The 12,427-nt window shown below is 57.8% G+C and carries 14 protein-coding genes; 6 read left to right on the top strand and 8 right to left on the bottom strand.

Going from position 1 to position 12,427, the window contains the following annotated elements; genetic code table 11:
- Positions 1–9: 9 nt before the first annotated feature.
- On the top strand, positions 10–177 hold the full coding sequence (locus tag F8N12_RS03180) for a DUF2474 domain-containing protein (protein WP_150579129.1): 168 nt from the start codon (positions 10–12) through the stop codon (positions 175–177).
- A 77-nt stretch (positions 178–254) separates the two neighbouring features.
- Here F8N12_RS03180 and F8N12_RS03175 read toward each other — a convergent pair whose 3' ends face one another.
- From F8N12_RS03175 to F8N12_RS28085, 3 genes are all read right to left on the bottom strand, one after another.
- Positions 255–1,379: a methyltransferase gene (locus F8N12_RS03175; RefSeq protein ID WP_150579128.1), complete on the bottom strand. Its 1,125-nt coding sequence runs from the start codon at positions 1,377–1,379 to the stop codon at positions 255–257.
- A 144-nt stretch (positions 1,380–1,523) separates the two neighbouring features.
- Complete coding sequence (locus F8N12_RS28090) at positions 1,524–1,766, bottom strand: response regulator transcription factor (RefSeq protein ID WP_318189647.1); 243 nt, start codon at positions 1,764–1,766, stop codon at positions 1,524–1,526.
- Positions 1,720–1,887 carry an autoinducer binding domain-containing protein gene (locus tag F8N12_RS28085; RefSeq protein ID WP_318189646.1) on the bottom strand — a complete coding sequence of 56 codons (168 nt, stop codon included), beginning with the start codon at positions 1,885–1,887 and terminating at the stop codon, positions 1,720–1,722. The genes F8N12_RS28090 and F8N12_RS28085 overlap by 47 nt, the downstream gene beginning before the upstream one ends.
- A 437-nt stretch (positions 1,888–2,324) precedes the next feature.
- On the opposite strand from F8N12_RS28085, the gene F8N12_RS03165 reads away from it, so the two are divergent.
- Positions 2,325–3,101, top strand: coding sequence for a ferredoxin--NADP reductase (locus F8N12_RS03165; RefSeq protein ID WP_150579127.1), 777 nt, complete (start codon positions 2,325–2,327; stop codon positions 3,099–3,101).
- A 40-nt stretch (positions 3,102–3,141) separates the two neighbouring features.
- Here F8N12_RS03165 and mscL read toward each other — a convergent pair whose 3' ends face one another.
- On the bottom strand, positions 3,142–3,564 hold the full coding sequence (mscL, locus tag F8N12_RS03160) for a large-conductance mechanosensitive channel protein MscL (protein WP_150579126.1): 423 nt from the start codon (positions 3,562–3,564) through the stop codon (positions 3,142–3,144).
- Positions 3,565–3,789: 225 nt separating this feature from the next.
- Between mscL and radA the strand changes: the two genes are divergently transcribed.
- On the top strand, positions 3,790–5,157 hold the full coding sequence (radA, locus tag F8N12_RS03155; protein WP_150579125.1) for a DNA repair protein RadA: 1,368 nt from the start codon (positions 3,790–3,792) through the stop codon (positions 5,155–5,157).
- A 128-nt stretch (positions 5,158–5,285) separates the two neighbouring features.
- On the opposite strand, the gene F8N12_RS03150 is transcribed toward radA, so the two are convergent.
- Positions 5,286–5,654, bottom strand: a complete 369-nt coding sequence (locus F8N12_RS03150) for a PilZ domain-containing protein (protein ID WP_150579124.1) — start codon at positions 5,652–5,654, stop codon at positions 5,286–5,288.
- 159 nt (positions 5,655–5,813) lie between these two features.
- On the opposite strand from F8N12_RS03150, the gene F8N12_RS03145 reads away from it, so the two are divergent.
- The 3 genes from F8N12_RS03145 to yjiA all read left to right on the top strand — a co-directional run bounded on the left by F8N12_RS03145 (position 5,814) and on the right by yjiA (position 9,227).
- Positions 5,814–7,880 (top strand): carbon starvation CstA family protein, encoded by a 2,067-nt coding sequence (locus F8N12_RS03145; protein ID WP_150579123.1) that lies wholly within the window; start codon positions 5,814–5,816, stop codon positions 7,878–7,880.
- A gap of 14 nt (positions 7,881–7,894) precedes the next feature.
- The gene (locus F8N12_RS03140; protein WP_028620750.1) at positions 7,895–8,092 is read left to right on the top strand and encodes a YbdD/YjiX family protein; all 198 of its coding nucleotides are present in this window, start codon (positions 7,895–7,897) and stop codon (positions 8,090–8,092) included.
- Between the two features lie 163 nt (positions 8,093–8,255).
- Entirely contained in the window at positions 8,256–9,227 is a 972-nt protein-coding gene (gene yjiA / locus F8N12_RS03130) for a GTPase (protein WP_150579122.1), read from the top strand.
- Between the two features lie 126 nt (positions 9,228–9,353).
- On the opposite strand, the gene F8N12_RS03125 is transcribed toward yjiA, so the two are convergent.
- The 3 genes from F8N12_RS03125 to F8N12_RS03115 are packed head-to-tail and all read right to left on the bottom strand — an operon-like array spanning position 9,354 to position 12,132.
- Complete coding sequence (locus F8N12_RS03125; RefSeq protein WP_150579121.1) at positions 9,354–10,040, bottom strand: GntR family transcriptional regulator; 687 nt, start codon at positions 10,038–10,040, stop codon at positions 9,354–9,356.
- A gap of 20 nt (positions 10,041–10,060) precedes the next feature.
- Entirely contained in the window at positions 10,061–10,765 is a 705-nt protein-coding gene (locus F8N12_RS03120) for a FadR/GntR family transcriptional regulator (RefSeq protein WP_150579120.1), read from the bottom strand.
- Positions 10,766–10,818: 53 nt separating this feature from the next.
- Positions 10,819–12,132 carry a C4-dicarboxylate transporter DctA gene (locus F8N12_RS03115; RefSeq protein ID WP_150579119.1) on the bottom strand — a complete coding sequence of 438 codons (1,314 nt, stop codon included), beginning with the start codon at positions 12,130–12,132 and terminating at the stop codon, positions 10,819–10,821.
- Positions 12,133–12,427 lie beyond the last annotated feature (295 nt).

Here is a 12,427-nt window from a genome sequence, read left to right as displayed (position 1 = left end):
ATGAACGAGATGTCTAACAAACCTTCTCTGCACGACATCCAGGAGGCGGAAAAAAAGCCGCTTTGGCAGCGGCTTGGATGGTTGGCGATGATCTGGACCGGCAGCGTGGTAGCGCTGTTCATCGTCGCCAGTCTGATGCGTATGTTCATGAATGCTGCGGGCCTGAGCACGCACTGAAACACTTTGATGTTCCCCGATCTGTGCTTTGTGGCACGGTCCTCAAACCCTCCTGATGGAGGGTTTTGTGCCTTTGATTACTTGCGCGCCTTCAGAATCACGAACTTGGGCGTGGCGGCTACTTGCTCGACGCCACGGAACAACCGCGCCAGTTTGCTGTGGTAACCCAGGTGGCGGTTGCCGACGATGTATAACGCACCGCCCACCACCAGCGCTTCGCGGGCTTGCTGGAACATGCGCCATGCGAGGAAGTCACCCACCACTTGTTGCTGATGAAACGGCGGGTTGCACAGCACGACGTCCAGCGATTGCGCTTCCTGACCGGCCAGGCCGTCTCCGGCGCGCACGGTCACGTCCCGATCACCCAATGCAGCCTGCCAGTTCTCGAGAGCGGATTGCACCGCCATGAATGACTCATCGACCAGCGTGTAATGCGCCTCGGGGTTTTGCAGCGCGCTGGCGATGGCCAATACGCCATTGCCGCAACCGAGGTCGGCGACTCGCGCCTTGCCAAGGTTGCGCGGCAGGTGCGGGAGAAAGGCTCGTGTGCCGATGTCCAGCCCTTCACGACAAAACACGTTGGCATGGTTGAGCAATTCAATCGATGGCGAATCGAGTGTGTAACGAGTGGGGTAGGGCGAAACGACGGGTGCCTTCGCCTCAACCGTGGCAATCAACAGGCGAGCTTTTTTCACTGCAAGAGAGGCTTGGACGGGGCCGATGTAGCGTTCCAGCAAATCGCCAGCAGCCCGTGGCAGGTGCTTGACCATGGCCGCCGCGATCACTTGGGCGCCGGGTGCCAATTGGCCCTGGAGGCGAATCAACTGCTCCTCCAGCAGCGCCAGGGTTTTCGGTACTCGAATCAATACCCGATCGAACGGACCGATGATGGCTCCGCTGGCGGGCATGTGCGGCACCGCGTCGAATGGCAATCCGTTGCGTAGCAGATTTTTTTCCAGTCCTTGCAACGCCAGAAAGGAATCGCCACTGCTGGCCACCCGAACCTTGCCCGACAGGCTCACCGCCAATGCACCAAAACTGTCGTTGAGCACCAGCACGCGCAAGTCTGTGCTCGGGTTTTGCTCGGCCAGGTGAGCGAGCAGGTATTCGTCTGCCGCATCAAACGCCTGCAAAGGCTCGTTCTGCTGTTCAGGCTGGCGAATGAGGTCGAGGCTGGCGAAAGGTGTTTCGAGCAAAGGCATGGGGCGGGGAGCTCTGGTAATCAACGGGTATCCCGCAGCCTGGAGGCAGTATGGCGGGCGAGACGGTCCAAGTGCACTGCGACGTAAAGGTTCACACGCCATCACTCGGGAAGGACCGCAAATGGTACTTTTTTTTCTCGCACATTACCCGCAGGTTTTTACCCGACAGCGCGTCGAGGCGTCATCCAGGAGGCCGGCTTTCATCGCCGCAACGATCGCCGAAATCTTGTTGCTGACGCCGAACTTGTCGATAGCACTCTGAATATGGAAATGAATGGTGCGCGGGCTCAGGTTAAGAATCCGGGCACTCTCCTCGGCAGTTTTGTCGGCTGCGGCCAGGTTAAGAACGTCGACCTCGCGCTCTGAAAGACATTTCATCCTGTTCATATTCGAGATTCCAACGGGTCGGGTAGTTATTGAATTGGACTGCCTTTGACTGATTATTGCTGGTGAAGTAAGTGGTTGAAAATGCGAAGTAATTGAATCCGATGTGGTTGGCGAAAGCCACTGCACCCAGTTAGGCACAATCGATCTCCGTAATACTCGAAAATTTTTTCAACTGGGATTCTTTCCATTGTTCCATCATCCATCTCCATCTCCATCTCCATCTCCATCTCCATCATCCATTGCCCGGCATGCCGGGGATTTGATCTACACCGGCGAGAGGTCAGTGTAGGACCCTTCCCACAAAATGGTGAATTTTTTCCACTGACTTTTTTGTCATTAAAATTTAGATATTTATCTCTAACAGCGCACTGGGTTCGATCGTAATTATTTAGATGGCTGATGTAATATTTATATATTCGGAACTCCTGAGCTGGGTAATAACTGGAAATTAGTTTGCGAATAGTGTGTTTGTACAGGAATTAAAGACATTACAAAAAACCGGTGTTTAGCCAGGATGATTTGCGGGACACTGCCTGTCTTCCATAAGAGGAGCGCCCCATGACGGCCAGCGTCGATAAATTCACCTGCCAGACTTTGACCGACGTTCGACCGTTGACGCCTGGCCTATTTACCCTGCGCACGACCCGCGATCCCGGCTTTCGCTTTCGCGCAGGGCAGTTTGCCCGGCTGGGCGTCGCCAAACCAGACGGCAGCACTGTCTGGCGCGCCTATTCCATGGTTTCGTCACCTTATGACGAATTTCTCGAATTTTTTTCCATTGTGGTGCCTGGGGGAGAGTTCACCAGTGAACTGCACCGGCTTGAGGTCGGCGATACACTGCTGGTCGACCGTCAGGCTTTCGGTTATCTGACGCTGGACCGCTTTGCCGATGGGCGCGATCTCTGGTTATTATCGACCGGAACAGGCGTGGCACCATTTCTCTCGATTTTGCAGGACTTCGAAGTCTGGGAGAAATTCGAGCGCATCATTCTGGTTTATAGCGTGCGTGAAAGTCGGGAGCTGGCCTATCAGGACCTGATCACCGGGTTGGCAGAGCGTGACTACCTGGCCGAGCACGCGCACAAGCTGCAATTCATCGCGACGATCACCCGCGAAGTGCGGCCGGGCACCTTGAGCGGCCGAATTACCTCTCTGATTAAAGATGGCGAGCTCGAACGCGTAGCCGGCGTGCCGCTCACACCAGAACACTCCCGCGTCATGTTGTGCGGTAATCCGCAAATGATTGATGACACGCGAAAGATACTCAAACAGCGAGGCTTGAATCTGAGCCTGAGTCGGCGGCCGGGGCAGGTGGCGGTAGAAACTTACTGGTAAAAACAGGCGCCCGGGAGAGCGCCTGTTTTGGCAAGCCTCATTATATCTGTGGTGGCTGGTTATTTTGAGCTTTCAGCAGATCGCGTATCTCGCCCAGCAGCACTTCTTCTTTGGTTGGCACTGGTGGCAGTGTTGGCGCGACGGCTTCTTCACGCTTCAGACGGTTGATACCTTTCACACCCATGAAGATCGCGAACGCGACAATGATGAAGTCGATGGTTGTCTGGATGAATTTGCCGTAAGCCAATACAACTGCAGGCGCATCGCCCGAGGCTGCCTTGAGGGTAATCGCCAGATCGCTGAAGTCCACTCCACCAATCAGCAGGCCGAGAGGTGGCATGACCACGTCACCGACAAACGACGAAACTATCTTGCCGAACGCGGCGCCGATGATGATACCGACGGCCATGTCGACCACGTTGCCTTTGACCGCGAAGGCCTTGAACTCGCTTATCACGCCCATAAGGTTATTCCCGTTACAGATGAGTTTGGTAAGGCAGTGTAAATCAGCAAAACAGGTCTTGCCCGAAACAACTGCTCACATCGTTAGCTAGCAGTCGACCGGATCAGCGCTGAAAAGTTTATCCCCGTGTCGGCATTCGGGGGAACCTGTCCCGGGCAGTCTGCCGACTGGGCTGCACCGATTCCGTTGGGCTGAGCTATCATCGCGCTTTTGCCGGGAGTTCAGATGGCCAAGGCCAAGCGCATGTACGGCTGCACCGAGTGCGGTTCGACTTTTCCCAAGTGGGCGGGCCAGTGCGGCGAGTGCGGGGCCTGGAATACGCTCACCGAAACCATGATCGAAAGCGGTGCCCCCGCGGCTCCGAGTGGACGCACCGGCTGGACCGGTCAACAGGCGCAAATCAAGACGCTGGCCGAAGTCAGTGTCGAAGAAATTCCGCGGTTTTCCACGGCCTCCAGCGAGCTTGACCGGGTGCTGGGCGGCGGCTTGGTGGACGGCTCGGTGGTATTGATCGGCGGTGATCCCGGTATCGGCAAGTCGACCATCCTGCTGCAGACCTTGTGCAACCTGGCTAAGACGATGCCGGCGCTTTACGTCACCGGCGAAGAATCCCAGCAGCAAGTGGCCATGCGTGCCCGACGTCTCGGCTTGCCGCAGGACCAGCTGCGGGTCATGACCGAAACCTGTATCGAAACCATCATCGCCACGGCCCGGGTTGAAAAGCCCAAGGTCATGGTCATCGATTCGATCCAGACGATTTTTACCGAACAATTGCAATCGGCTCCGGGCGGCGTGTCCCAGGTTCGGGAGAGTGCTGCGCTGCTGGTGCGTTACGCCAAGCAGAGCGGCACGGCCATCTTTCTGGTCGGCCACGTCACTAAAGAAGGTGCATTGGCCGGGCCGCGCGTGTTGGAGCATATGGTCGATACGGTGCTGTATTTCGAAGGCGAGTCCGATGGGCGCCTACGTCTGTTGAGGGCGGTAAAGAACCGGTTCGGTGCGGTCAACGAACTGGGCGTGTTCGGTATGACCGACAAGGGTTTGAAAGAAGTCTCCAACCCCTCGGCGATTTTTCTGACCCGAGCGCAGGAAGAAGTGCCGGGTAGCGTGGTCATGGCGACGTGGGAAGGGACGCGGCCGATGCTGGTGGAGGTTCAGGCATTGGTCGATGACAGTCATCTGGCCAATCCGCGTCGGGTCACCCTGGGGCTGGATCAGAATCGTCTGGCGATGCTTTTGGCGGTGCTGCATCGTCACGGCGGCATTCCGACGCACGATCAGGACGTATTTCTCAACGTGGTCGGTGGTGTGAAGGTATTGGAAACGGCATCCGATCTGGCGCTTATGGCGGCGGTCATGTCCAGTTTACGCAACCGGCCGTTGCCCCATGATTTGCTGGTGTTCGGTGAGGTCGGTTTGTCCGGCGAGGTGCGCCCGGTGCCGAGCGGCCAGGAGCGTCTGAAAGAAGCCGCCAAGCACGGCTTCAAGCGCGCCATTGTGCCCAAGGGCAATGCGCCAAAGGAGGCGCCGCCGGGTTTGCAGATTATTGCGGTGACGCGGCTGGAGCAGGCGCTGGATGCGCTCTTCGAATAAGCGGTGCAAGTGAATCGAACCCTGTGGGAGCGAGCCTGCTCGCGAAAGCGGTTGGACTGACACATTTGGCTTGAAGGTGCCGGCGCCATCGCCAGCAGGCTCATTCCTACAGTGGACGGCGGTGTGGGTCACACTTCGATCAAGGCGCCCAGCTCGCGCTCGAGTTCCTCGGGATCTCCAAGGTTGAACTCTATGAGGCGCCGTAGAAGCTCGATGGACTCCAGACTGATGTGATGGCAGACAAAACCCAGTTGCCCGTTGTCGTCATGGGTCAATCGCACATCCATTTCTATGTCGACGTCATCGCTCAGATGAATGTCTACGGAAAATTCCTCCTCCGGCTTTCCCAGCCAGGGATCGGGCTTTTCAATCAGCAGCCCCTTCAGCGACAAATCGATCAGCTTCACAGGCCATTTCAATTGGCCCTGACTCAGCTCGGTTCGGGCGTCGAACGCGATACGTTTGAAGCGGCGTCGATCGGCAGGCAGTTCGCTCATGGCGCAATCCTCAAGGTGTGCGCTGACTATAGACCTGCATCGTTGGCAACTGCCAGCGCCGCCAGCAGATGCGTCTAACGTCGGGCTATGGCCTTTATCGTCAGGCGAGCTAAACTCGCAGTGGCTGTCTTTCTTGTCCACTCTGGCTGGAATCATAAAATGAAAAATAATAATAGCCTGGTACGCCACTTACCCTGGCTGCTGCTGGCAATCGTGGGAGCGTGCGCCCTGGGCGTAGTGGCATTGCGCCGGGGCGAGGCGATCAACGCCTTGTGGATTGTGGTTGCTGCGGTGGCCATTTATCTGGTGGCGTATCGTTACTACAGTCTGTTCATCGCTAACAACGTGATGCAACTCGATGCACGTCGGGCAACCCCCGCAGTGCTCAACAATGACGGTCTGGATTATGTCCCGACCAACAAGCACATTCTATTCGGTCACCACTTTGCCGCTATTGCGGGCGCCGGGCCTTTGGTCGGGCCGGTGCTGGCGGCGCAAATGGGCTATCTGCCCGGCACGCTCTGGCTGATTGCCGGCGTAGTGCTGGCCGGTGCAGTGCAGGATTTCATGATTCTGTTCCTCTCCACTCGCCGCAACGGCCGCTCGCTTGGCGACATGGTGCGTGAAGAAATGGGCCGTATTCCCGGCACCATCGCGTTGTTCGGCTGCTTCCTGATCATGATCATCATCCTCGCGGTGCTGGCGCTGATCGTGGTGAAAGCGCTGGCGGAAAGCCCGTGGGGCATCTTCACCGTGATGGCGACGATCCCGATTGCGATGTTCATGGGCATTTACATGCGATATATCCGCCCGGGCCGCATCGGTGAGATATCCATCGTTGGCGTGCTACTGCTGTTGGGTTCCATCTGGCTGGGCGGGCAGATTGCCGCCGATCCGGTGTGGGCCAAGGCGTTCACCTTCACAGGCGTGCAGATTACCTGGATGCTGGTCGGCTACGGTTTCGTAGCGGCCTCGTTACCGGTTTGGCTGATTCTGGCACCGCGTGACTACCTGTCGACCTTCCTCAAAATCGGCACCATCATCGCCTTGGCGATCGGCATTCTGGTGACCATGCCCGAGCTGAAAATGCCGGCAGTGACGCAGTTCATCGACGGCACCGGGCCGGTATGGAAGGGCGGTCTGTTTCCGTTCCTGTTCATCACCATCGCCTGTGGCGCGGTTTCCGGCTTCCATGCGCTGATTTCCTCTGGTACTACGCCCAAACTGCTAGATAACGAGGTCAATGCCCGCTATATCGGTTACGGCGGCATGCTGATGGAATCCTTCGTCGCGATCATGGCGATGGTGGCCGCTTCGGTGATCGAGCCAGGCGTTTACTTCGCCATGAACAGCCCGGCCGCGGTCGTCGGCAGTGACGTGATCTCGGTGGCGCAGACGGTCAGCAGCTGGGGCTTTGCGATTACTCCCGAAGCGCTGGAGGCAGTGGCCAAGGACATTGGTGAAACCACCATTCTCGCCCGTGCCGGCGGTGCACCGACCCTGGCGGTGGGGATCGCGCAGATTCTGCACAGCGTCCTGCCGGGTGAAAACACCATGGCGTTCTGGTACCACTTTGCGATTCTGTTCGAGGCACTGTTCATTCTGACCGCTGTGGATGCCGGGACCCGTGCCGGACGTTTCATGCTGCAGGACCTGCTCGGTTCGTTCGTTCCTGCGCTGAAACGCACCGAGTCCTGGACCGCCAACCTGATTGCCACGGCGGGATGTGTGGCGATGTGGGGCTGGTTGCTCTATCAGGGCGTGATCGATCCACTGGGCGGCATCAACACCTTGTGGCCGCTGTTCGGCATCTCCAACCAGATGCTGGCTGGTATCGCGCTGATGCTTGCCACCGTCGTGCTGATCAAGATGAAGCGTCAGCGCTACATCTGGGTGACCATGTTGCCCGCCGTCTGGCTGCTGATCTGCACCACCACCGCAGGCTTCATCAAGCTGTTTGACGCCAACCCGGCGATCGGCTTCCTGTCGCTGGCCAAAAAATACAGTGATGCGCTGGCCAATGGGCAGATCCTGGCTCCGGCCAAAAACATTGATCAGATGCAACATGTGATCTTCAACGCCTACACCAATGCCACGCTGACAGCACTGTTCCTGTTCGTGGTCTTCAGCATCCTGTTCTTTGCCCTCAAAGTCGGCATCGCCGCCTGGGGCACCAAGGAACGTACGGATAAAGAAGCGCCATTTCAGGCTCTGCCGGATGCGTAAGCGAGGAATGCAGCATGTTCAATGACTTGAGTCGCCTCGGTAAATACCTCGGCCAGGCCGCACGCCTGATGGTCGGCATGCCCGACTACGACAACTATGTCGAGCACATGCAAACCAACCATCCGGACAAGCCAGTGATGAGCTACGAGATGTTCTTCCGCGAACGTCAGGAAGCGCGTTACGGTGGCAAGGGTGGGCCCAAGTGCTGTTGATCCGGTTTCCGGGTTAATACAGCAATCCCTGTGGGAGCGGGCTTGCTCGCGAAGGCGGTGTGCCATTCAACATCAGTGTTGACGGACACGCCCTCTTCGCGAGCAAGCCCGCTCCCACATTTGTCTTATGCTGATACTTATTTTTGTGAACAGGAGATACCCGTTGTCCTCGCCCATCCCGGTCACGATCCTCAGCGGCTTCCTCGGCGCTGGTAAAACCACGCTGCTGCGGCACCTGCTCAAAGCCGAGCACGGCCTGAAAATCGCCGTGATCGAAAATGAATTCAGCGACGCCGGTATCGATACCCAACTGTTGGGCGACGAGCCGGTGCAGGTGATGACGCTGTCCAATGGCTGCGTCTGCTGCACCATCCACACCGACCTGACCAAAGCGCTCTACCTGTTGCTTGAACGCCTCGACAGCGGCGAAATTGCCTTCGACCGGCTGGTGATCGAATGCACCGGCCTCGCCGACCCGGCCCCGGTGGCGCAGACCTTCTTCATTGATGAAGAGCTGCGCGAGCGTTACATCCTCGACGGCATCATCACCCTGGTAGATGCGGCGCACGCCGATGTTCACCTGACCCAGACCATCGCCCAGGCACAAATCGGTTTCGCCGACCGCTTGCTGGTGAGCAAGCGAGATCTGGTCGATGACCAGACCTTTACCGCGTTGAGTGAACGTCTGGCCCGCATCAACCGTCGCGCGCCCATTCACACTGTTGATCACGGCAGCATCGACCTGGCGCAAATGCTTGATGTGCGCGGGTTCAACCTGAATGCCGACCTGGGCGGCGGCTTCAGCCTGCGTCCGGTCAGCACGGCGGCCTCCATCGACCGTATCTCCAGCCTGGTGTTGCGCACCGACAAACCGCTGGATATCGACAAGCTCAGCGAGTTCATGAATGAACTGCTGGAAGAACATGGCAAGCAATTGCTGCGCTACAAAGGCGTCTTGAGCATCGCCGGCGAGCCACGGCGGATGGTATTTCAGGGAGTGCTGAAACTTTACGGTTTCGACTGGGACACCGAATGGGCCGATGACGAAACGCGCGAAAGCGTGATCGTGTTCATTGCCGATGAGCTGCCGGAAGAGAAGATTCGCGAGGGGTTCGCGCGGGTGGCGGCGGATTAAGCCGCGAAATTTTCAGCGAGCCTGATGCCGCCATCGTCGGGATGCCGCCCAGAGCAGGCTCGCTCCCACAGGGGCATTTCAAATGTGGAGCGAGCCTGCTCTGGGCGGCATCCCGACGATGGCGATCTAGCCGGCAACACGATTCTGGCTGACTACCGCTCCAGAGTGCAGCAGCGTCTCTTCCAGTTGGTCCAGATACCGGGTCAGCAAGGCCACAGCCATCTCGGCGTTTCCACGTGCCACCGCATGCAGAATCTCTTGGTGAGTCTGCCAGACGCAATAATCACTGGTTCGCACACCCGACTGCACGCTTGCCAATGAACTTAACGGCACCAGGCTCCCCAGAAAGTGCGCCAACGGTGCATTTCCCGCCATTTCCGCCAGGCGCAGATGAAACTCCCCGGATAGCCGAATCGACGAGCCCCGAGCGGTGCATTCACGTTGGCTTTCAACCAGCAGCTGCAAGGATCCCAAGTCCTTCACGCGCGCCTGACAAGCCAGTCGTACCAGGGTGGTTTCTGTCAGCCGCCGCGCATGCAATGTCTGGCGCGCCTGCTCACTATCCAGCGTAGCTACGCGAGGTCGATGATGGGTGCGAAGGACGATGACCTGCTGATGGGCCAACTGCGTCAGCACGTTGCGAATGTCACTGCGACGCGCCTCGAACATCTGCGCCAGGCTGTCCTCGCTAAAACGGCTGGTCGGGCTGATGCGCTGGTCGAGAATAGCGTCGAAAACCCGCGCGTACAGATCCTCCGTTTGCGGTCGCAAAGGCAGGGCAGTCAGCGTGTGCGGTGAGGCGAAGCTGTTCATGGCAGGTCTCCTCTGGAAGGTTAACGACCGAAGTTGTCATCCGGGATGTTGAGTTCGATGCCCATCCGCTGGCCCTCGCGGAGGATATGTCGACGCATTTCCAGGCTGGCCTGCGCGCTGTTCTTGCTGCGAATGGCGCGCACTACGGCTTCGTTCTCTTCGAGACGTTCAGCCAGATGCTCGGGGGAATTGCGCAACACTTCGGCGCTTTGTTTGAGGGCGTTGCTGGTTTGCTGCACCACACTCTGGAAGATCGGATTGGAAGTCAGCGTGAACAGCTCTTCGTGGAATGCGATGTACGCGTTGACCCCCGCTTCGCTATCGTTGGCGTCCAGCGCTTCGCGCATGTCCATCAAGGTCAGGCGCAATTGGCCGACTTCCTTACTGCTGATCGACTGAGCCACCAGGCCGACAATGAACGGTTCGAGGGTGTAACGCAGCTGCAGCACATCTTCCAGGCTGGCACCGGCCACAGCGCTGTCGTGAGTCTGGCTGTCGCTGAGATTAGCGTCGAGCACCACCACACCCTTGCCCGGCATAGAGCGCACCAGCCCGAGGGTTTCCAGCACGATCACCGCTTCACGCAGACTTGGCCGACTGATGCCCAATTGCTCGGCCAGTTCACGCTGGCCGGGCAACATTTCGCCGGAACGCCACTGACCCCGGGCCAGCGCGGCCCGAAGTTTTTCTACCACTGAATTGACGACGGTTGACGAGGTAATCACTGTTCGCTCCAAGTCGCTATAAAGTGCCTGCCACTTGGGCAGGCACGCGATGTTTAAAATTCTTGCTGATGTGCCGGAGCAATCGGTTTTTTCGGTTGGAAGGTATAACCCACCTGACCGCTCAGCACCTTATTCGCACGTTGCACATCGATGTCCTTTTCCCAGCGGGCGATGGCCACGGTGGCTACGCAGTTGCCGATCAGGTTGGTCAGCGCCCGGCCGATGCCCATGAACCAATCCACCGCCAGCACCAGCACCAGACCGACCACCGGAATAGCCGGGATGGCGGTCAGGGTTGCTGCGAGAATCACCAGCGCCGAGCCCGGAATTCCGTGGGCGCCTTTCGAGGTGATCAGTGAGACCAGCAGAATGGTCAGCAAATCGGTCATGGCCAGTGGCGTGCCAGTGGCGTTGGCGATGAACACGATGGCCAGCGTCAGGTAGATCGAAAAGCCGTCCAGATTGAACGAGTAGCCGGTTGGAATGACCAGTCCGACTGTGGAACTGCCAATGCCCAGATGCTCAAGCTTGCGCATGATTTGCGGCAGCACGGCGTCCGAGGAGGCGGTGCCCATGACAATCAGCAATTCTTCACGCAGGTATTTGAGCAAGGGCCACATTTTCAGGCCGGAAAGGCGCATCACCAGGCCGAGAATCAACGACACGAACGCCACGCAGGTCAGGTAAAACAAGCCGACGAGGCTGCCCAGATGTTGTAGTGAATCCAGACCGTATTTGCTGGTGGTGAAGGCAATTGCGCCGAACACGCCGATGGGCGCCAGACGCACGATCATGCCCATGATGCGGAAAATAACGTGGCTCAGCTCATTGATCAGCCGGGAGATGCCTGAGGCCGCTTCGCCCACCAGGTTCAGCGCGCTGCCGAACAACACCGAAAACAGCAGCACTTGCAGAATGTTGTTCTCGGCAAAGGCGCCGATCACCGACGTTGGTATCAAGTCCATCAGGAACTGCGTGGTGGTGTGCATGTGCTGCCCGCGCTGGGCGATGTCACCCATGTCGGCGGCAGACAGCTGATCCAGATGAATGTTGGCGCCGCTGCCGATGCCAGTGCTGAAGGCGAACACCAAGCCAATGATCAGGGCGATGGTAGTCAGCACTTCGAAGTAGATCACCGATTTGAGACCAATGCGGCCGACTTTCTTCAGGTCGCCGGCACCGCTGATCCCGCTGACCACTACGCAAAATACGATCAAGCCAATGAGCATCTTGATCAACTTGATGAAACCGTCGCCGAGGGGTTTGAGTTGTGCGGAGTATTCGGGAAGTGTCAGCCCGCAGACGATGCCGAGCACCAGTCCGAGAACCACTTGCAGGAAGATTGAACGCGAGCACCATCTGAGCATGGGAGGAATCCTGGTCGGTGTCCTGGCTGCCGTGCGCTGAACGCATCGGATTCAGGACTTAATTATTGTGGTCTTACCGGTATGTCCAGTGCAGGCGCAGTCTACGCTCGAGTTTTCGTCGAAGACAAGTGAAAATATCAAAATTGGCATGACCGGTCAGACCGGTGCCTTTATCACGTAGGAGCTGCCGAAGGCTGCGATCTTTTTCTTTTTTCCAAGATCAAGATCAAAAGATCGCAACCTTCGGCAGCTCCTACAAATCGCAGACGAAAAAAAACCGGCCATCACTGGCCGG

The organism is Pseudomonas fluorescens, assembly GCF_902497625.1.
Taxonomy (GTDB): Bacteria; Pseudomonadota; Gammaproteobacteria; order Pseudomonadales; family Pseudomonadaceae; genus Aquipseudomonas; species Aquipseudomonas fluorescens_BQ.
Note: the sequence above shows the minus strand (reverse complement) of the source record. Positions and strands in the feature narration are given on the sequence as shown.